This window comes from Methylobacterium sp. CB376 (assembly GCF_029714205.1).
In the GTDB taxonomy this organism is placed as follows: Bacteria; Pseudomonadota; Alphaproteobacteria; order Rhizobiales; family Beijerinckiaceae; genus Methylobacterium.
On record NZ_CP121648.1, the window covers coordinates 116,179 to 136,350 of the forward strand.

General features: G+C 73.3%; 12 protein-coding genes. 6 read left to right on the plus strand and 6 right to left on the minus strand.

The genetic code is table 11. The annotated features are described in order from the left end of the window. Together QA634_RS00515 and QA634_RS00520 are read left to right on the plus strand one after the other, a co-directional pair. Complete coding sequence (locus QA634_RS00515) at positions 1-909, plus strand: thiopeptide-type bacteriocin biosynthesis protein (protein ID WP_012330105.1); 909 nt, start codon at positions 1-3, stop codon at positions 907-909. Then, positions 906-3,494 (plus strand): lantibiotic dehydratase, encoded by a 2,589-nt coding sequence (locus QA634_RS00520; protein WP_012330106.1) that lies wholly within the window; start codon positions 906-908, stop codon positions 3,492-3,494. The genes QA634_RS00515 and QA634_RS00520 overlap by 4 nt, the downstream gene beginning before the upstream one ends. 66 nt (positions 3,495-3,560) lie before the next feature. On the opposite strand, the gene bcsN is transcribed toward QA634_RS00520, so the two are convergent. Then, positions 3,561-4,604: a cellulose biosynthesis protein BcsN gene (gene bcsN / locus QA634_RS35675; protein WP_445928377.1), complete on the minus strand. Its 1,044-nt coding sequence runs from the start codon at positions 4,602-4,604 to the stop codon at positions 3,561-3,563. Positions 4,605-5,679: 1,075 nt separating this feature from the next. Between bcsN and QA634_RS35680 the strand changes: the two genes are divergently transcribed. Next, entirely contained in the window at positions 5,680-6,609 is a 930-nt protein-coding gene (locus tag QA634_RS35680; RefSeq protein ID WP_445928378.1) for a hypothetical protein, read from the plus strand. On the opposite strand, the gene QA634_RS00530 is transcribed toward QA634_RS35680, so the two are convergent. The 5 genes from QA634_RS00530 to QA634_RS00550 all read right to left on the minus strand — a co-directional run bounded on the left by QA634_RS00530 (position 6,537) and on the right by QA634_RS00550 (position 16,519). Next, entirely contained in the window at positions 6,537-7,718 is a 1,182-nt protein-coding gene (locus QA634_RS00530; RefSeq protein WP_012330108.1) for a glycosyl hydrolase family 8, read from the minus strand. The genes QA634_RS35680 and QA634_RS00530 overlap by 73 nt on opposite strands. Further along, positions 7,715-10,291, minus strand: coding sequence for a cellulose biosynthesis cyclic di-GMP-binding regulatory protein BcsB (locus QA634_RS00535; protein ID WP_012330109.1), 2,577 nt, complete (start codon positions 10,289-10,291; stop codon positions 7,715-7,717). The genes QA634_RS00530 and QA634_RS00535 overlap by 4 nt, the downstream gene beginning before the upstream one ends. Positions 10,292-10,298: 7 nt before the next feature. Beyond that, positions 10,299-12,734 (minus strand): UDP-forming cellulose synthase catalytic subunit, encoded by a 2,436-nt coding sequence (gene bcsA / locus QA634_RS00540; protein WP_012330110.1) that lies wholly within the window; start codon positions 12,732-12,734, stop codon positions 10,299-10,301. 141 nt (positions 12,735-12,875) lie between these two features. Next, a complete protein-coding gene (gene bcsS / locus QA634_RS00545) occupies positions 12,876-13,577 on the minus strand; it encodes a cellulose biosynthesis protein BcsS (RefSeq protein ID WP_083784608.1) in 702 nt (233 codons plus the stop codon). 476 nt (positions 13,578-14,053) lie between these two features. Next, positions 14,054-16,519, minus strand: coding sequence for a response regulator (locus QA634_RS00550; protein WP_012330112.1), 2,466 nt, complete (start codon positions 16,517-16,519; stop codon positions 14,054-14,056). A gap of 645 nt (positions 16,520-17,164) precedes the next feature. Between QA634_RS00550 and QA634_RS00555 the strand changes: the two genes are divergently transcribed. The 3 genes from QA634_RS00555 (at position 17,165) to QA634_RS00565 (ending at position 20,136) form a co-directional block, all read left to right on the plus strand. Then, a complete protein-coding gene (locus tag QA634_RS00555; protein ID WP_012330113.1) occupies positions 17,165-18,337 on the plus strand; it encodes a zinc-dependent alcohol dehydrogenase in 1,173 nt (390 codons plus the stop codon). Between the two features lie 83 nt (positions 18,338-18,420). Further along, positions 18,421-19,026 carry a hypothetical protein gene (locus QA634_RS00560; RefSeq protein WP_012330114.1) on the plus strand — a complete coding sequence of 202 codons (606 nt, stop codon included), beginning with the start codon at positions 18,421-18,423 and terminating at the stop codon, positions 19,024-19,026. A 21-nt stretch (positions 19,027-19,047) separates the two neighbouring features. Then, entirely contained in the window at positions 19,048-20,136 is a 1,089-nt protein-coding gene (locus QA634_RS00565; RefSeq protein WP_012330115.1) for a hypothetical protein, read from the plus strand. Positions 20,137-20,172 lie beyond the last annotated feature (36 nt).

Sequence of the window (20,172 nt, forward strand, 5' to 3'; positions counted from 1 at the left end):
ATGGCGCGCGCGGGCCGCTCCTGGCTGCAGGTGAATGTCGGCCTGTCCCGCGAGCGCGGCTCGGCGCTGCCGGCCGCCCGCGCCCTCCTCGGGGAGATCGGCGACGCCCTGCCCGGGTGGCGCAGGACGCGCCTCCTCTCGGCCTTCCTGTTCCAGCGCAAGCCGCCGGACCTGCGCCTGCGCTTCCGGGGCGACCGCGACCGGCTGCTCGCGGAGCTGCGCCCGATCCTCGCGCGGCACGTGGCCGAGGGCAGGGTCACGCGGCACTTCGTCAGCGTCTACGAGCCGGAGGCGCGGCTGTTCGGCGGGGCGCAGGCCATGGAGGCCGTGCACGGGTTCTGGGAGGCCGACAGCCGGCTCTGGATCGCCGTCGACCGGCTCATCGCCGAGAAGGCCCTGACCATCCCCTACCCGTCGCTGCTGACCGCGATCCTCAACGAGACGGCGTGGCGCAGCCTCGGCGACGGCGCCGAGGTCTGGGACACGTGGTGCAACCTCCTCGTCCTGCTGCGGGCGCCGGCCGAGGGCGCGCCCGCCGGGGACGCGCCGCCGCTCCCGGCCTCCCCGCCGATCCATCTCGACGGGCTCCGGACCAGCGCCGGCCCGGCGGAGGCGGCGATCCTCGACGCCTACGGAGAGGCGGCCGGGCAGCTCGCGGCCGGGCTGCTGCGGAGCTGGGAGCGCGGGCGCCTCGCCTGCGGCTTGCGGGCCCTCCTGGCGACGGCCGCCCTCTTCACCCTCAACCGGCACGGCTTCGGCCAGGCCCGCGCGGTGCCGCTGGTGCGCGCCGTGGCGGCCTCCTGGGACGGCCGCAGCCTCCTGCGCGGCGCCCTGCCCGAGCCGCATCCGGGCGCCTTCCACCCGGCCCGGCACCCGGATCGCGGGGCGATCCGGCAGGGTGCCGGATGAGCGCGGTGCGGGGGCTCGGCCCGGCGATCCTGCGCGTCGCGGGCTGGCCGATCGAGACCCTGGCGCCGCTGCGCGCGGCGGCCCTGACGAACCGGGTCGATGCCTGGATCGCGCGGGACGAGGCGCTCCTGCGCGAGGGGGCGGCCCTGGCCGGCGAGGTGCGGGCGGCGTTGCGGGGCGCGGAGGATCCGGCGCGGCGCGGGGCGCTCCTCGACCTGGCGCGGGCCCTGCGGCGCTCGGCGCGCCCCCTGCCGGCCGCGGCGGTCGGGCGGCTCTGGGGCGATCCCTCGCTCGGCGAGGCCGTTCGGGGAGCCGCCGCGTCCCGCCTCGCCCACGCGGCCGAGCGGGCCGGCATCGACGCGGCGCACGCGGCGGAACTCGCCCGCGCGGGGGCGGCCCTCGAGGCCGTCGCCCGCGAGGAGCGCTTTCGGCGCGCCCTCTGCCTCGCCAGTCCCTCGGTCTTCCGCCGCCTGACGGATCCGCCGGGCGACGCGCGCGGCCGGCGCCGGCTCGCCGCGAGCCTGCACCGCTACCTGATGCGGGCGGTCGGCCGCGCGACGCCGAACGGCCTCTGGGCCGGCATCGTCCTCGAGGACGCGGGCGGGGGAGAGGACGTGGGCGGGGGCGAGGACGCGCGATGGTGCGCGCGGGGCCCGCTCGCGGTCGCGCCCGCCCCGGCCGTCACCCGCGTCGCCCCGGTGCTGCACCTGTTCGCGCGGATCCTGGAGGCGCGCGGCCGCGCCCGGCCCTGGATCGACGCGACCGCCTGGCGCCTCAACCCGACGCTGCGGCGCGCGGGGGCCGCGTGGCTGTTCGGCACGGTCGCGGAGGGGATCTGGGTCACCCGGCAGGTCGCCGACCACGCGCCGCTCGGCCACCTCCGCGCCGCCCTGGCGCCCGGGGAGGAGGCGGCGCCCGACGCGATCGCCGACGCGCTGCGCCGCCGCGATCCGGCGCTCCCGGACGAGACCGCGCGGGCCTGGGTCGAGGCCTGGATCGGCGCCGGGATCCTGTCCCCGTCGACCGCCCTGCCGGGCTTCTACGCGGATCCCTGGCAGGCCCTCGACGGGATCGTCGCCGCCCTGCCCGCGGGCGAGGCCGAGAGCTGGCGCGCGGTCCGCGCCGCCCTCGCGCGGATCGCGGCGGAGATCGAGGCGGGGATCGAGACCCTCTCGGCCGAGGCCCTGCGGGCGCGGCTCGACGCGGCCCGGGCGCCGGTGGCCGCCCTGCTGGCCGGCTACGGCCTGGCGCTGCCGGACGGGGCGGACGTGCTCGCGCTCGACCGCACGGCGCCGTTCCGCTTCGCCCTGTCGCGGGACCTCGCCGCCGCGATCGAGGCGCGGATCCGCGCGGCCTGGGCCTTCGACCGCTTCGGCCTCGGCGCCGTCGAGGCGGAGATCGAGACGGAGCGCCTCTTCGGCCCGATCGCCCCGGGCTGCACGGTTCCCCTCGGGGATTTCCTCGCGCCGGAGGCGGAGGCGGAGGCGGGCCTCGGGCGCCGCGCCCGCACCTGGGAGGAGCGCGCGGCGGCCCCGCCCGGCAGCGACCTCGCCCGGCGCGCCCGCGAGGCCTTCGGGCGCTGGGAGCGCGTCCTCGCGCCCGATCCCGCGGCGCGCCGCCTCGCCCTGCCGGAGCCGGAGCCGGAGCCTGAGCCGGGCCCGGGCGGGGAGCCCCTTCCCGCGGGCTCGGCCCTCCTCCTCGTCGATGCGGACGGGCGCCTGCGGCTCGGCGGGATCACGCCGGAGCCCGCCTTCTTTCACGGGCGCTTCGCCGCCCTCCTGGGCGCGGCGTTGGACGGGTCGGACGCCTTCCTCGACTGGCTGCGGGGCGCCCTGCGCGGAATCGAGGCGCGCCACCCCGTGCGCTTCTGCGACATCGCCATCCGCAACCACCGGGCGCCGAACGTCACGGCCCGGCCCGCCAGCGCGCGGCGGGCGCTCGACCCGCTCGCGGGCGGCGGCGAGGCCCTGCGCGGGCTCGGGATCGGCCGCGACGCGCGCGGCCGGCCGGCCCTGCACGCCGCCGGCCTGCCCGAGCGGCTCGTCCCGGCCGCCCGCACCGCCGCCTCCCTCGCCGGGCTCGACCGCATCGCCTGGCTCCTGTCCTCGGTGTCCCTCTGCCTCGGCCGCCCATCCCTGATGGCGCCGATCCCGCCGCTCGCCCGCGAGGTGGCGGAGTGGCGCCACCTGCCGCGGCTCCTCCTCGGCGAGACCGTCCTCGGCCCGGAGCGCTGGACGCCGCGGGAGGCCGTGGGCGCCGGCCTCGCGGCCGCCCGGGGGGCCGAGCGCTTCGTGATCTGGCGCCGCTTCGCGCGCGAGGCCGGGCTCCCCGCCCTCCTCTACGCCTTCGCGGGACGCGGCGAGACCGAGGTGCTGCTGGCGGCTGACAGCCCGCTCGCGATCGACCTCCTCGGCCAGGACCTCGCGGCCCACGGCCCGGCGCTTCGCCTCCAGGAACTGCTCCCGGATCCGAGCGGCTTCGTGGTCCGGGACGAGGCCGGGCGCCGCTACCTCGCAGAACTCGCCGTGGCCTGGGCGGGGGACGACGCATTCTGGGCCGGGCTCGCCCCCGCGGCGGAGGCGTGAGACGAGATCCGTATCATGCGCGTTCCGGACGTGATCGCCCGGACAGCGGATGACGGCTGGTCCCTCTTACCAGCCGAAGGGCGGCGGTGCCGGGCCGCGATAGGCCTGGGCCGGCAATTCGCCCGAGATCGGCTCGGCGCGGGCGGGCGGGCGCGGCGCGGGGGCCGCCTCGGGCATGCGGCCGATCCCGGGGGTCGGGAGGGTATCCGTGATGAAGCGGGGCTGGGCGAGCGTGGCGCCGGCCGGCCCCGGGCGGGGTACCGCGGGCGGCGCCAGGGAGGCGGCCGCCGGCGGGCCGGCGGGCGGCGCGAGGTAGGTCGGGGTCGCGGCCCGGTCCGGGGCGGCGGGCCGCGGGGCGACCGGCGCGGCCGCCATCGCCGGCGGGACGGCCGCCGCGGGCGGGACCGCGGCCGGCGCGGCCGCCAGGACGCGACGGGATGCCGGCCGGCGGCGCGGGGGCGCGTCCGCCGGCACGGGACCGTCGGACCCGAGCCGCAGGCGCGCGAGATTCTCGATCAGCGCCTCGGACGGCGTGCCCGCGCGGCGGCACTGGTGGATGCGCAGCGAGGCGGTGACGGGCGAGGCGGCGGGCGGGAAGGCCGCGCCGAGGCTCGGCACCGCCTCGATCCACTGCCACGCGTAGACGCAGCGCTCGTTCTGGGCGAAGCCCATCGGCCCGTAGGCGTTCCGGGCCGGGCGCGACGAGATCCGGTAGCCCGATCCTCCGGCCAGCGCCGCCAGTTCCGCCGCGATGCCCGAGCGCGTCGGCTTGGCCATGGCGGGCCCGTCCACGGCCCCGCGGCGGCGCAGCGCGAGGTCGATCCAGCCCTCGCCACCCCCGCCCCGCGGGCCGAAGCTGATCCGCTGGCGCAGGCCCTGCGAGTAGCCGTCGACCTGGATGGACTGCCCGGCCTCGGCGCCCGGCAGGTGCACGAGGGCCTGCGACCGGGCCGAGCCGTTGAGCGAGCTGAAGGACGTGGCGCTCTCCGCGCCGCGCAGGACGCGCCGGCCGCTGCCCGACGCGGTGCAGGCGGCGAGCGACGCCGCCGCGGCGGCGAGTGCGACCATCCGGAGGGACGCCGCGGCGAGGGAGGGACGGGGCGAGGTCATGGGCGATCCGGAAGCTGCGCTCACCGCATCGCGGCGGGCGGCGCGTCGAAGAGGCCGAAGCGATCTCCGTCGCGGGTCTGGGTGGGGCGGGCGGGGCCGGCCGGGGCGGCGGCTCCCTCGGCCTGCGCGATGGTTCCGACCGCGGGGGCGGCAGGCCGTCCTGCGGGCTCGCCCGGTCCGAGCCGTTCCAGCTCGGCAGCAGGGCGTAGCCGTAGCGCTCGTAGGGCATCGGCCCGACCCCGGGGACCCGGCGGGCCACCAGCGGCGGCGGCCCCGCGCGGAGGTCGCGCAGGGCGTCCCGCTCGCCGCCCTTCTCGCCCGCGGGCTGGGCGGTGAAGCGCAGCGGGTTCTCCGGCGCGACCGCCTGGGGGAACTCGCCGCGGCGGACGGGCAGGACCGTCTCGGGGGCGGCCGCGGTCGGCTTCGGCACGCGGGGCGCGGCCGGCCGGGTCAGGGCCGCGCGCTGGGGCGCGGGGCCCGAGCGGGGGGGCGCGCAGGGGCCCGGATCGGCGCCCTCGTCCTGCGCCGTGAACAGGAGCCCGACCACCTTCGGGAACAGCCCGTCGTAGCGGTTCACGATTTCCAGGAACTCGCGGTTGCGCTTCTGCCGGGTCAGCGAGAGGGCGTAGCCGAGGATCGCGGCCTCGCGGGGCTTCCAGGCGCTCGCCCGCTCGAACCACTCCGCGGCGGCGTCGAACTGGCAGGCATTGTAGGCGTACCAGCCGAGCGCCTGGGCGCCCTCGCCCGAGCCGGTCGCGAGGACGAGCTTGGCGAAGCGGTCCAGGCGCGGCGCCTCCAGGGGTGCCACCGGGGACTGGGTGAGACGGCGCTCCAGCAGGTCCATGTAGAGGGCCGTGTTGGTGACCGATCCCTCGCGCCACGCGAAGGCGACCTCCTCGGCGTCGCGCTCCTGCCCGACCTCGCGCAGCGAGAGGGCGAGCCCGGTCGCGACGGTGGCCCTGCCCCCGCGGGCGATCGCGCCCTTGAACCAGTCCAGCGCCTCGCGGAATTGCCGCCGCTTGTAGGCGTACCAGCCGAGCAGGCTGAACTGGTCCGGCTCGCCGAGCTTGCGCACGTGGTCGCTCAGGGCGGCGAGGTCGGCCGGCTCGATCCGGCCCACCGGCTCGTCGTGCAGGATGGCGGCGATGCGGGCGCGGGTCACGTCGAGGCGCAGCGCCGCGAACTCGTTGCTCCCGTCCGCGGCCGGCTGACCGAGGGCGAGGAGCGGCTCGACCTGGCCGATCGGCAGGGTCGCCATCGCCTTCTGGATCGTCGCGAGGCGCAGGGCGGATTCCTTCTGCCCCGCCAGGATGCCCCGGTAGAGGCTCGCGGCCTGGCCGGGATCGCCGCCGCGGGCGTAGGCTTCCGCGACGAGCCAGGCGATGTCGATGTCGAGGTCGCGCATCGCCTCCGGCACCGCCCGGACCCGGGCGATCACCTCCGGCCAGGCGCCCTCGCGGGCCGCGGCCTTGACCTCGCTGCGCAGCGTGCCGCGGTTGAGCTTGCGGGCGAGGTCGTCCGAGGGCTGCCAGCCGGGATCGCTCGCCTGGCGGGCCGCGATCGCGGCGCGCAGGTCGTTGAACCGGCCGGCCGTGAACAGGTCCCACATCGGGGCCTCCTCGGGCGGGCTCGGGCGGATGGAATCGAGGTCCGCCGGAACCTTCCAGTTCGGGTAGCGGCGGCGCAGGCGGGCGATCTCGGCCTGGACCCGGTCGGATTGGCGCTGGGCGGCGTAGAAGCGCAGCGCGCTCTCGTCGACGATCTCGGCATCCTCGGCCGGCGCGCCGTCCCTGCCGAGGATCACGGGCGCGCGCCGCTCGTCGAGCTGGATCACCCCGACCGGGGCAGTCGGAGCCTCCGCCCGCGCGGCGCCCCCGCCCGCGGCGAGGAGCGCCGCGAGCATCGCGGCCCGTCGCGACGGCGCTCCGGAACTCAGCGCCCAAGGCATGACGCGTACCTCATGTTGACGGCGGCGAGGGCCAGGAGCTGGAGCGTCGCCGGGTAGTAGTTCTGCGGCGAGGTCGGGTCGGGAAGGGCGGGCGGCAGCGAGGCCGTGCCGGCCGCGCAGGCGGTGAGGGCCGCGACCGCGAGGTAGCCGGGCTCCTGCATCCGTCCGACGACGTCGTTGCTCGCGGTGTCGACCACCGGCAGGCCCGAGGCGCCGACCTCGGCCCAGGCCTTCACGAAGGGGGCGTAGTAGCGGCGCTCCGCGATGCCCGCCATGGCGAGGTAGAGCGGCACCCGGACCGCGTTGTAGGAGAAGACCGGGGGGAAGCCGGCCGCCGCTTTCGGCTCGCCCCCGCGCAGCGAGGTCCACTCGACCGGCAGCGCCGCCTCCCCGAACCGCGCCCGCAGCGCGAGGTCGAGGCCGGCCGCGCTGAGCCGGGCCCAGTCGAATTCGGGCGCCACCGCGGGCAGGCGCGCCAGGGCGGGGAAGATCCAGTAGGACAGGTTGATCACCGGCCCATCCGCCCGGTCCTCGGCCGAGAACCCGGCCATGCCCGGCAGGAGCAGGGCCGCGCCCTCGGAGCGGAACAGCACCGTGCGGCGGCCGATATCGACGGCGATGCGCCGTGCCGCGAGGCGGTAGCCCTCGTCCTGCCAGGCGTCCGCGGCCTCGATGAGGGCCCAGGCCACCAGGAGGTCGCCGTCGGTGGCGTTGTTCATGTCGGCGACGCCCGGGCGCTTGTCCGGCTCCCAGCGCCAGGCCAGCAGGGAATCGTCCCGGACCATGAGGTTGGCGCGGGTCCAGTCCCAGATCCGCTGGAAGGCGTCGCGGTCCCCGGCCGCGACGGCGAGCAGCATGCCGTAGCCCTGCCCCTCGCTGTGGCTGATGCGGCCGTTGGCCGTGTCGACGACGCGGCCCTGGTCGGTGACGAAGCGCGCCTTGTAGGCGCGCCACGCCGCCCCGTTGCCGAGGGCGTTGTGGAGCGACGCCGGCTCGCCAGTCCGGTTCTCGCCAGTCCGGCTCTCGCCATCACGGTTCTTGGCGTCGCGCGCGCGGGGCGGCGGCTCGGCGGCGCCCGGCTGCTGGGCGAGGCCTGGCCGGGCGCCGCCCAGCGCGGCGCTGCCCAGGATCAGGATCGTCGCCGCGAGGCGCAGGAAGGATCTCATCGGGGGGCTCCGGTGCCGCGGTCGGGGTCGCCGCGCCGCCCCGTGCCGGTGCGCCCGACGCCGCGCAGCATGGCCGAGGTGGACAGGCCGAGGGCGGCCGCCGAGGCCAGGATGATCAGCGCGAAGGCGTTCGGATTGGACGAGAACCAGCCCGCCACGATCAGCCGGAGATTCTCGAAGCTGCGGGGCGCCGTCTCGACGAGGATCGCGTGCCGCGCCGCGTAGGTGCGGACCGCGCCGTCATTGCCGTCGAGCACGGCCACCCGCCCTTCGAGCCGGTCCCACACCGACGGCGCGGTCAGGCAGGTCACCGAGGCCTGCAGCGCCGCCGGGGTCGGCGCCGTGAAGACCGTGAGCGTCGCGTCGGGGTCGCGCCCCATCAGGCCCTGCCCGGCGATCAGGGAGGTGCGGGCATCCACCTCGATCTCCGCCTCGCGGACCTGCGCGTCGAGCCAGCGCGAGGCCGCCGCGACCGCCTCCTGGAGGACGGCGCCGAGCCGCGCGCCGATCCCCGCGAGGCCGTCCTCGCCCGCGCCCGCCCCGCGCAGGGAGGCGCCCCAGGAGGTGACGAGGTCGGCGGCCTGCGCGCGCGCCGAGGAGCGCCCGCGCTGGGCCACCGCGATGCTGCGCGACGGGGCGGCCGGGAGCGCGCAGGCGGGAGGGATGTCGGAGCGCAGGCGGTCGAGGCTCAGGCCCCCGCCCTGGCCGGCCGGCTGCGGGATCTCGGCGCCGGCCTGCGCGGCCCGCCCCTGCCAGATCTGCTGCACCTGCTGCGGGTCGAGCCCGACGGTGCGCAGCAGGTCGGGATCGAGCGTGCGGACCGGCCCGACGACCACGGTCGGGCCCCGCCTCTCCGCCGCGCGCTCGGTGGCGAGTTCGAAGTCGATCGGGCGGCCCGCCGCCAGGGCGAGGCGCACCGCGATCGTGGCGGCGGCCGACATCGAGGCCCGGTCGGGCGCCGGCACGACGAGGCGCGGCCGCCGCGGCGCATCGCGATAGGGCGCGCCGCCGCCCGCCGTCGCGGCGAGGTCCGGCAGCCGCAGCGCCCGCGCCAGCCGCGGGAAGGCCACCTTGGTCTCGCCGAGGAACAGGAAGCGCTTGCGGTCCGCCTCCGCGTCGCTGCAGGCGCGGTCCGAGGCGGCGGGCAGCAGCGCCGTGACGTCGACGCGGTTGCGGCCGGGCCGCCAGCGCCCGAGCGGCAGGCCGATCTGCGCGTCGCGGAACACCTCGCCCTCGGCGCGCGGCAGCGGCGCGCTCGCCGCGTTGCGCCGGTTGACGTCGACGATCACCTGCGCCTCCGGGTCGAGGCCGGCGGCGTAGCCGCCCTCCAGCGTCAGGACGACCTTGCCGTAATCCGCCGCGATCACGTCGCTCGGCAGGACCACGTCGAAGCCGGCCCGGAACAGCCGTCCGCTGAATTCGCGGTTCTGCAGGCCGAGATCGGCGAGGCGCAGCGTCTCGCCGCCCCGGATCTCGGCGCCGCGCGCGAGGGCGAGCGCCCGCAACCCCTGCGGGCTCCCGACCGGCTCATGGGCCGCCGAGGCGGTGACCGCCTCGGCGGCGGCGTCGAGATCCGCCGGGGCGGTGCCCGGGACGATCAGGGTCGTGGCCCGGGTCGCCTGGGCCGGCAGGACGGTCAGCGGCTGGCCGCTCGCCACCTCGCCGGCCTCGACATTGGCGACCTCGCGCAGCTCGTCGGGACTCGCGACCACGAGGTTCAGGCCCGAGGGTCCCTGCTGCGCCGATCCGAACTCGACCGCCACGTGGCTGTAGCCGCCGGCCAGCGCGACGCGCTGCACGAGGCCGATGATGCGCTCGAAGGTCTCGAAGGTCGGCCGGCTGCGGAGCATCACCCGGATCGGGACGACGCCGCGCGGATCGGGCGGGACCGCGGCGAGGTCGCGCAGGCTCTGGGCGGTCCCGGTGCCCGGCGGCAGCACGAAGCCGGTCCAGGACGGGTCGACCTGGGTCCAGAGCTCGTAGGTCGCCGGCAGGCTGCAATCGACCCGGTGGCGCTGGACGGCCGCGACCGCGACGGCGTTGTAGCCGGGCCTGAGCAGGCCGGGCGGCACGTCGAACTCGACGACCCGCACGGCGCTCGGGGCGCGGATCGCCGTGCGGCCGACCACCGCGTCGTTGATGGACAGGGTGAGGGAGGAGGTCTCCGGGACCACGGAGATCGCCGCCAGGTAGCCGATGCGGAAGCGCAGGTGCTCGCGCGCCTCGGCCTCCGTCAGGTAGACGCTCCATTGCAGGCCGCTCTCCTCGCCGCTCAGGCGCAGCCCGCTCCGGCCGGCCGGGAGCGGCCGCTGCGGCAGGAGCGCGGGCGCCGGCACCGCGGCGCCCTCGGGGGCGGGCGCGGCCTCGGCCGGGCGGCCGGGCGCCGCGCCGGCCGCGTCCGGGACGGACAGCACCTGGGGGGCGCCGCGTCCGAGGAAGCTCTGGGCGCCGGCGCCCTGGGGCAGGAGCAGGGCGAGGCCGATGAGCGAGGTGCCGGCGATCCGGCGCAGGGCGGCGCCGACCGGGGCGGCGGGGATCGGCAGGAGGTCGGGAAGGCGGGGTTGGGCGGTCATGGCGGCCTCAGCCGAGGCTCGGCTGCGAGGAGGGGTCGAGGTCGGAGCGGCGCCGGCCGCGGTTCTGGGCGAGCGTCGCGTTCTCCGCCTCCAGCATCATGCGCAGCCAGGCCGGCGTGGCGTCGACCGGGTTGGCGGGCACCGGCGGCTGCGCCTCGGGCGCGGCCGGGCGCGGCCTCGCGGGTTCCACGAAGCTGCGCCGCGGCGTCTCGGCCAGGCGCCGATGCATGCGGATCGTCTGCGGGACCGGCACCTCGGCCGGGTCCTTGCGCGCGTCCCGCGCCGCGAGGTCCGACAGGAAGTAGGACAGGGCCCGGCACGGGCCGGCGATCCCCCAGGCGACGAATTGCAGGCTGCCGGCGAGCAGGTTCTTGTGCCCGCGCCGGCGCTGCTGGAAGCGCCGCATCGCCTCCGCGTCGCCGTACATCAGGTCCGCGAGGACGAGGTAGGCGCAGGGCGTCATGTCCTCGAAGACGAGGTCGCAGACCGATTCCTCGCCCGCGAGCGCGACCCCGACCACCCGGGCCGTGATGGCGGCCCGGGCCGTGGCCTCGGGCAGGTCGGCCCGGGGCGCGACCCCGAGCGTCCCCACGCTCGCGTCGCCGTCGCGCCGCATCGGCACGATCGCGTCCATGCGGACCCGCGCGCGCTCGCGGGAGATCCGCTCGACCGCGACGTCGATGGCGAGGCCGTTCAGCGTCAGCACCGCCGGGCGCTCGACCGCGAGGGAGGGCGTCGTCTCGGTCTGCCGGCGCTCCGCCGCCGCCCCGAGCGCCGCCCCCGCGGTGATCAGGTTGAACAGGTTCCACAGGCCGACGACGAGCATCAGGTTCGTGATGCCGGGCTCGTACAGGTAGCGGTAGGTGGCCACGCCCGCCCCGAGCAGCAGGACCAGGAACACCGCCAGGAAGGGCATCGCCAGCGGCGAGAGCTGGTCGCGGTCGAGCGTCACGTTCTTGGCCGTGACGTTGAAGTGCGGCTTGCGCGGCGACAGGATGACGGACGCGGTCGCCTTGATCAGGAACAATCCCTGGACGTACTCGTAGAGCTCCGAGACGAAAGGCCAGCGCAGGCGGCCGTAGAGGTAATTCTGCATCATCAGGTTCACGGCAATGTAGGTCGCGGTGTAGGCGATCGCTTCATCGACGTTGGCCACCACGATCTTGAGGTCCAGGAAGATGTAAAGCAGGGGCGCGACCATGAAGATCAATCGCGGCACCGGAAAGAACCAGAAAGTCATGCTCGACAGGTAGCAGAGCCGCTGGATCGACGTCGGGCCGCGCTTGAGCAGCGGGTTCTTCAGCAGCAGGATCTGCAGCATGCCCTGGCACCAGCGCGACCTCTGACCGATGAAGGAGGTCAGCGTGTCGGGCTGCAGGCCGGCGATCAGGGTCTTGTCGACGTAGACGCTGGTCCAGCCGCGGGAATGCAGCTCGAAGGCGGTCTCGCAATCCTCCGTGATGGTGATGCCGGAGAAGCCGCCCGCCTCCTCGAGCGCCCGGCGGCGCAGCAGCGCGGCCGAGCCGCAGAAGAAGGAGCCGTTCCACTTGTCGAGGCCGCGCTGGGTCTCGGCGTAGAACATCTCGTTCTCCGAGGGCATGCGGTCGAAGGTGCCGAGGTTGCGCTCGATCGGGTCCGGGTTGAGGAAGGCGTGCGGCGTCTGCACGAGGAACAGCTTCGGGTCCTGCGCGAAATGCCCGATCGTGTCGCGCAGGAAGGAGCGGAACGGGACGTGGTCCGCGTCGAGCACGACGACGATCTCGCCCTGCGAGTGCTGGAACCCGTTGTTGAGGTTGCCGGCCTTGGCGTGGAGGTTGCGGCGCCGGGTCAGGTAGTTGACGCCGAGTTCCGCGCACAGCTTCTGGAGCACCGAGCGGCGGGTGCGGGCCTCGACGGCCTTGGCGCGGTTCGGATCGGAGCATTTCTGCTCCGTCCCGCCGTCGTCGAGGAGCCACACGGTGAGCTTGTGGGCGGGGTAGTCCAGGGACTTGGCGGCCGCGAGCGTGGTCGCCAGGACGTCGCTGTCCTCGTTGTAGCTCGGCACGAACACGTCGACGGTCGGCAGGGCGTCGTCGTCCGCGGCGTCGGGCGTCGCGCGCGCGATCGGGTCGGCGTTCACGACGAGGCTGATCATCAGGATGTAGAAGCAGTAGAGTTCCGCCACGAGCAGGATCATGCCGCAGACGAAGCCGGGCACGTCGCTCACGGGCGGCAGCGTGCTGGAGACGCGCCAGTAGAGGTAGCGCAGCACCACCAAACTGCCGATCGCCAGGAAGACCGACCGGGCCACGCGCCCGCGCAGGAACAGCCAGATCAGGCCCATCAGGCCCATCGCGCCGAGGCTCATCTCGAGCTGGACCTGCGTCCCGACGGGCTGAACCAGGAGCGCGAGGACGGCCATCGCGCTGGTCAGCCAGAGCGCTCGCGCGAGAATGACAGGCACGACTCTCATCTCCTCTGTGAAAACAAGACACCGACTCGGTGCTGCATTTCACAGCAATATACGAGCCAAAGTCTGACCAATTTCAGTCCACTCTCGATCGGCATCGCGGCTGTTGATAAACGTCTCCAATGAACGGTTAAATCAGAACGCCGCACGCGCTTCGACGCTGGTGTAGTAACCACTCTTCTGAATGCGATCGAAGACGTAGCCGGCACCGAGCGAGAATTTCATCGGCCCGACGAAGAATCCGGTGAGGTGCGCGCCGACGCGCCACTGGTTGAAGAACTGATCGCCGAGGAACGTGCCCTCGGGGCCGAGGAAGACGCCGTCCGCGACGGCGAATCCGGCGCGCAGGCGGGCGTAGTAGGCGCGGAACAGCGTGGAATAGGAGGCGTTCGCCGCGAACAGCGTGTCGACCGTCGGGTTGAGGTAGATGTCGGCGGCGACCTTCGCGCCGACGCCGGTTCCGACCACCGGGTTGCGCGGATCCGGGATCGAGAGCTCGTTGTGGCGGACATTGAAGCCGATGTAGCCGGCGACGGCGGCCTGCTGCCAGATCCACTCGTAGCCCAAGAGCGCCGACCCCTCCGCCTGGACCCCGTGGACCGTCCGGCCGGCGCCCGCGCCAGGGTAGGAATAGACGCCGTCGACGCTCTGGAGTCGGACCCGCGGGCCGCTCTCGACCAGGGTGTTGGCCGTCGCGATCGTCGCCGTGACCGCGCCGAAAGCGGAGCTGTTCGAGGTCACGGTGGCCGCGGCATCGACCGCAACGATCCAGTCATCCTGCGGGACGACCTGCTCGGCCCCCGTGTACCAATCGGCCGCGAACCCGATCTCCGGCACGGCAATCGACCCAACCAGGGCAACAATGCAGCATTTGATCAAATGATGGGCAGACACGTCGCACCTTCTGGGGCCTTGCTGCGGGTGAACCCGGCTTCGAGCGCCACAAATATTCGTTTTAATGGTTAACGAGGCGTTAAATCCTGTGGCTCTGCGCCGTTGCTCAGGCAATGTGCTGTGAACGACACAGGCCGCGGCGGCCGTCAATCGAGCGATAAGAGTCGTGCTACATGGTTCAATTCTGAGTCTTCACTCCGTATTGGCTGACTCGATCGGGCACCGCGACGGCGTGCCGGATGAGAGAGGCCGCGATCGTGGCGTCCTCCATTGCGGCGCGCGAGCCGGAAGACTGAAACAAATCCCAGAGCACGGCGGCGGGACCGCGCGGCCCGGCGAGGACGCCGCCCGGTCCGGGCGCTTTCTCAGCGGCACGCCCCTCCCCTGCCGGGCGGCTCCCCCCGGGGGCGCCTGAACCCTCAGGCGGCCCGCACGGAAGCGGCCGGAGCCTCGTCCAGCGCGCGGACGAGTTCGGTCAGGCCGAAGGGCTTGTGGAGGCTGCCGAAGACCTGCGCGTTCGCGGGCAGCTGGCCCCGCGCGCCCATGATCACGATCTCCATCGCCGGATGGGTGCGCGAGACGACGGCCGCGAGGTGGAGGCCCTTGGCGCCGGGCAGGAGGTGGTCGCAGAGCAGCAGGTCGAAGTCCCGCCGCTCCGCCAGGGCCTGGAAGGCCTGGTCGGCGGTCGCCGCGAGGGTGACCGCGTGGCCGAGCCCCGCGAGGGCGTCGGCCGTGACCGAGCGCACCAGCGGGTCGGCCTCCGCGAGGAGGACGCGCCGCGCCCGCGCGCGGGCCCCCGGGCGCGCCTGGGCGGGGGCGAGGTCGGAGCCCGGGATCCAGAGCGTGACCTCGGACGGGCCGACGCTGATCGCGCCGCCGATCTCCTCCATGAGCTGGCGCACGGCCGCGATCCCGCTTCCCTCCGCCAAGCGTCCGCCGATCGAGACGCCGATCTGCACGCCCGCCTGCTGGCGGATCGGCGCCCCGGCCGCGTCCCGCGAGGCCCCGACCACGATCGCGACCGCGTCCCCCTCCGTCAGGCAGGCGCGGATGTCGACGGCGAGGTTGAGCAGGGCGATCTCGACGTCGCGCTCGGCGCAGTGCAGCCGCGGCAGGTCGGCGGCCTTCGAGACCGCGACCGGGGTGCCGGCCAGGACCGTGCCGCGCAGGAAGGCCAGGACGTCGTCGAGGATCGGCGCGAGATCGATCTCGCCGGCCGGGGGAGCCTCCCGCCGGCTCAGCGCGAGCACCCGGCGCGTCGTCGAGGCGCCCCGCGCGGCCCCGCGAAACGCCGCCTCGAGCCAGCGCCGGACCGATTCGTCGGGGATGTGGCCCGCCCGCGCGGCCCCCACCGAGGTCAGCACGACGGTCAGGACGTTGTTGATGTCGTGCACGATGCTGTCGACGATCTCGCGGGTGAGCGGGTCCCGGCGGCGCTCCGGCGCCGGCAGCGCGCCCGCATTCTCCGCGGCGAGGCCCGGGCCCGGCGCCGGCAGCGCGGCCGCCACTTCCCGGCTGAGCACGTGCAGCCGCGTGCAGGAGACCTCGTCCCGCGCCGCCTTCGCGATGCGCAGGATCAGGCGCCGCTCGCGGGCATCGCCGTCGCCCGGGAGGATCCGGACGGCCACGTCGCGGGTGACGCCCTCGGCGGCGAGCGCGCCGCGCATGGCGCCCTCGACCAGCGCGCGGTCGTCGCCGGCCACGCGGGAGAGGATCTCGTCCAGGGCGCAGACCCGCTCGGAGGCGCCCGCGTCGCGGTCGGCGGCGGCATCCGTCCAGGCGACCTGCCCGCTCGCGAAATCCACCTCCCAGCAGGTCGCGCCGGTGACGGCGTGGATGAAGCGGAGCCGGTTGCGCGCCCGCGCCAGCGCCGCGCGGGTCTCGTGGAGCAGCCGGTCGCGGCTCTGGGCGCGCGCGGTGACCTCCGCGAGGGTCCCGGCGAGGTCGCCCAGGTCCCGCATCCAGAACCGCTCGGCGCCGAGGCCGGGCCGCTCGTCCCGGGCGGCGCCGCGCAGGCGCGCGAGGCCCCGGGTGGCGTGCCCCCCGACCATCCAGCCCAGGAGGGCGGCCAGGGCCACCACGTCCGCCAGGAGCAGCGAGCCGGCTTGCGACTGCCAGGTCGGCCCGGCCTCGCCCGGCGCCCGCGCGGCGACGAGCCAGCCGAGCCCCGCCCCCTCGGCGTCGGGGAGCGAGGCCACCGCCTCGGGGCCGCCGGCCGGGGCGCCAGCGGCGCCCTCGGATTGCAGGAGGGGCCGCCCGGTGCCGTTGAGGATGCTGAGCTGCAGCGCGCGGCCGGCCTCCCCGAGATCGGCGCGCGCCGCGTCAACGACGCTGCCGATCCATTCCGGCGTGAGCTGCACCGCCAGGATCCCGATCGCGGTCCGGTCCGGTCCCGGCACGGGCGCGCCCAGGATGGTGTTGCGGGGCGCCTCGATGCCGGCCCGGCTGCGCTCGCTGGCATCCGCGATGACGGTCCCGGCGAGGCCCCGCGCGAACCACGTCGCGCCCGACACGTGAGCGCCGGCGAATCTCCCGCTCGCCGTCGCGCGGATCAGGCCGGTCCGGTCGGCCAGGAGGATGTCCGCGTATTCGGGGTGGAGGGCGCGCCAGCGGGCGAAGTAGGCGCGGATCGCGGCGGGATCGGCCTGGGGCTGCAGCAGCGCGTTCTCGGCCGCCAGCGCGACGTCCCGGGAGACCGCGAGCACGGCCGAGGCGAGGCGGTCGGCGACGAGGCGCGCGCCGTCCCGGGCGATCTGCCCCTGCCGCGGCGCCGGCGCGTGCTCGGGCGTCGCGACGCGCAGCGCGGTGAGCCCGGCCGCGACGGCCGAGAGCGCGCAGAGCGCCGCCATCGTGGCGCGCAGGGACAGCATGCCGGACTTGTGCATCGGCGAGGGATCCGTGGGCTCGTGCTCCGCTTCGTCCGCGGCCGCTCACGCTTCGTTCAGAATGGTTAACAGCTGCTTAACTCGGGGGATTCTCTCCCTTAAGCCGTGCAAGATCCCGCTATAGCGCCGCACAGGCAACCGGATCCGCGTGGTCGTGACTGGTACGAGCAGGTCGTGCGGCGGCAGTTCGGGATCCTGGAGGTGTGGGCGATCTTGCCGCAAGGGTCGATCCCGCGATCGCCGGGCGTGCTAGGTTCAAAACCCAATCAGCTTGACCATGTGAATGGCCGCTGAGAGTGGGAGCCGGCATTCAGCCGCACGGCCACAACGTACTGCATCGCCATCGAAAGCGGACATTCGCTGACTGGGTGTTGTGGAGCGTTCGCTATACCGCAGACATGGCATCCGAAGTGTACAGCCATAATTCATGCGATATTATCCGATAATGAATGCCGCTGAAATTTCTGAGAAGATCACCGCAAAATCTTCGCTTTCTGTTTCTGACTTGATTGCTGCCAAAATGACACGTAGGGCAAAATGTAATTACTGCTCAATCACACGTTATAGAGGCGGGCAAATTTTTCGCTTAGGAGCATCATTACCAAAATGTCCGCTGAAATTACCATTTTATTGCGGAGAAATGCTATGAGAGCACTGGTCTGGCACGGCACTGAAGACATCCGATGCGATACAGTCCCGGACCCTAAGATTGAGGATGAGCGCGACGCAATCATCAAGGTGACCACCTGTGCGATCTGCGGCTCGGACCTGCACCTCTACGACCACGTCATGCCCGGCATGGAAAAGGGCGACGTGATGGGCCACGAGTTCATGGGCGAAGTCGTTGAGATGGGCAGAGGCGTCAACGGCGCTCTCAGGAAAGGTGAGCGCATCGTCGTGCCTTTCACAATCATCTGTGGCGAATGCGATCAGTGCAAGCGCGGCTACTTCTCCGTCTGCGAACGCTCGAACCGCAACAAGTCGATCGCCGAGAAAGCCTTCGGGCACACCACCGCGGGCCTGTTCGGCTACACCCACCTCACCGGCGGCTACCAGGGCGGACAAGCCGAGTACGTCCGTGTGCCGTTTGCCGATAAGACCCACATCAAGGTGCCGGATAACCTGAGCGACGAGCAGGTGCTGTTCCTCGGTGATATCTTCCCGACCGGCTGGCAGGCCGCGGTGCAAGCCGACATCCAGCCGACCGATACGGTCGCGATCTGGGGCGCCGGTCCGGTCGGCCAGATGACACTGCGCTCCGCGGTCCTCCTCGGTGCGAAGCAGGTGGTCTGCATCGATAGCGTGCCCGAGCGCCTGGAGATGGCACGCGCGGGAGGGGCTGTAACCATCGACAACGCGCAGGAGAGCGTGATCGAGCGCCTCAATGAGTTGACCAACGGCAAGGGTCCGGAGAAGTGCATCGATGCCGTCGGCATGGAGGCGCATTCGCCGCGCGCTCTGGAACAGGTTTACGACCGACTGAAACAGGCCGTAATGCTGGAGAGCGACCGCGCCTCGGTGCTGCGCGAGATGATTTATGTCTGCCGCCCCGCTGGCATCCTCTCGATCCCGGGTGTCTACGGCGGGCTCGTCGACAAATTGCCGGTGGGAGCCCTGATGAACAAGGGGCTGACCATCCGCACCGGGCAGACCCACGTGAACCGGTGGACGGATGACCTCGTCAAGCGTGTCGCCGACGGGCAGATCGATCCCTCCTTCGTCATCACTCATCGGGTTGGGCTCGAACAAGGGCCCGAGATGTACAAGACCTTCCGCGACAAGAAAGACAACTGCATCAAGGTTGTGCTCCGGCCCTGATTGGCTTTGCAGCCCGTCGCGCTGCGGCGGGTCTGCCATTCCTCTCACATTACGGCATCCATTGCGGCACCGAGGAAGTCAGCATGTCCGATGCCATGTCTCAACGGGACCGGGGTCGCGCTCCTGTGCCCTATTCTCTGCCGAGTTATCTCACCTCAGACCCGCGCCGTAGGCCAGATCCCGCAACCAGGGAACTCGCCCACGGCCTAGGCTGGTTCTCCATCGGCCTCGGCCTGACTGAACTGGCGTGTGGCGGTGCCATTGCCCGCTGGCTCGGAATGCCGCGCGCAGCCCCGGTCATCGAAGCCTACGGCGTGCGCGAACTCCTACAGGGTGCCGGGATCTTGGGCTCGCGTGATCCGACGCCCTGGATCTCGGCACGCGTCGCGGGAGACGCGCTCGACATCGCCACGGTCCTTCCTGGGCTAGTGGGCCATAATCCGCGCAAGGACAACGTGCTCATCGCCCTTGTGGCCTTGGCTGGCGTTACAGCCATCGACGTGATCTGCGCACAGAACCTCTCGGGGGCACCCCTCGCCCCGTCCCGAAAGGTCCGACAGGATTACCGCAGCCGCAGCGGCTTTCGCCGTCCCGCGCAGGCGATGCGGGGTGCGGCACGCGACTTCAAGCCGCCACCCGACATGATCCGCCCGGAGGCGATGCGTCCCTGGACGTTGACCAACGCCTGAGGCTGGAAGGATGCAAGGCTGATGCTGCCTGCTTTCGAACGGGCGTCGGGTGCGCTCGTCATGGGTCTTGTCCTCGCCGACATCTTCCTGACAGTCCTTTACGCGCGCATCGGGACAGGACTGATCGCGGACCGGGTCGCCCATCTCACCTGGGCAATCTTCCGTGCCGTCGATCAAGTCGGGCAGAAGCGGGGCGCTGTGCTCTCCTTCTGCGGCCCGGTCATCCTCATCGTCTACGTCCTGCTCTGGGCACTGGGACTGACCCTCGGAGCCGGCCTGATCATCCACCCCGCGCTCGGGACGGCCGTTCGGGCAAGCAGCGGCGAGACCCCGGCCGACTTCATGACTGCCCTCTATGCAGGCGGCAGCAGCATGGCGATCGTGGGAGCCAGCGACTTCAAGCCGGTCACAGATGCCTACCGCGTCCTCTATCTCGTGAACTCGCTCGTCGGCATGTCGGTGACGTCATTGGTCCTGACCTACGTCATGCAGGTCTACAGCGCGCTTCGGCAGCGCAACGCGCTCGGACTAAAGCTGCATCTGTTAGCGGGCGAAACCGCGGATGCGGCCGAACTCCTCGCGCGGCTCGGGTCACAGGGGCAGCTCGATTCAGGTTACAGCCACTTGGCCGACACCGCGGCGGCCATGGCCGAGATGAAGGAGACCCACCACTTCTATCCTGTGCTGTTCTACTTCCGCTTCCGGCAGCCCTTCTACTCGGTCTCGGCACAGGCATTCATCGTCCTCGACACGGTGTCACTGATCCGCAGCGGGATTGCAGACCGTCAGGCGGCATGGCTGAAGGAGGCCGCCGCCGTCGATGCAATCTGGCGCGTTGCCATGCTGCTCGTCGTCACGCTCGAAACGACGTTTTTACCCGGAGACCTGCCCGCCCCAGCCGACGTGACCAGCGCCGAGAGCGAGGCATGGCGCACCCGCTTCGCAGCGGCTCTCAGACGGCTCTCGGCAGCCGGTGTGGAGACGATGCGCAATGAGGCGGGGGCAGAGACATATCTTGCGCTGAGGGCGCAATGGCAGCCGCATATCGCACGGCTGGCACCCGCGATGGCCTACCGCATAGACGAATTTGAACCGGGTGGGGAGCAGTAGGATTTGCCCTTGCGGAATTCGCTGGACGGCCGCCGA

Coding starts and splice junctions, on each gene's coding strand:
- QA634_RS00515 (WP_012330105.1), top strand. CDS start 1: ATGGCGCGCGCGGGCCGCTCCTGGCTGCAGGTGAATGTCGGCCTGTCC.
- QA634_RS00520 (WP_012330106.1), top strand. CDS start 906: ATGAGCGCGGTGCGGGGGCTCGGCCCGGCGATCCTGCGCGTCGCGGGC.
- bcsN (WP_445928377.1), bottom strand. CDS start 4,604: ATGACCTCGCCCCGTCCCTCCCTCGCCGCGGCGTCCCTCCGGATGGTC.
- QA634_RS00530 (WP_012330108.1), bottom strand. CDS start 7,718: ATGAGATCCTTCCTGCGCCTCGCGGCGACGATCCTGATCCTGGGCAGC.
- QA634_RS00535 (WP_012330109.1), bottom strand. CDS start 10,291: ATGACCGCCCAACCCCGCCTTCCCGACCTCCTGCCGATCCCCGCCGCC.
- QA634_RS00550 (WP_012330112.1), bottom strand. CDS start 16,519: ATGCACAAGTCCGGCATGCTGTCCCTGCGCGCCACGATGGCGGCGCTC.
- QA634_RS00555 (WP_012330113.1), top strand. CDS start 17,165: ATGAGAGCACTGGTCTGGCACGGCACTGAAGACATCCGATGCGATACA.
- QA634_RS00560 (WP_012330114.1), top strand. CDS start 18,421: ATGTCCGATGCCATGTCTCAACGGGACCGGGGTCGCGCTCCTGTGCCC.
- QA634_RS00565 (WP_012330115.1), top strand. CDS start 19,048: ATGCTGCCTGCTTTCGAACGGGCGTCGGGTGCGCTCGTCATGGGTCTT.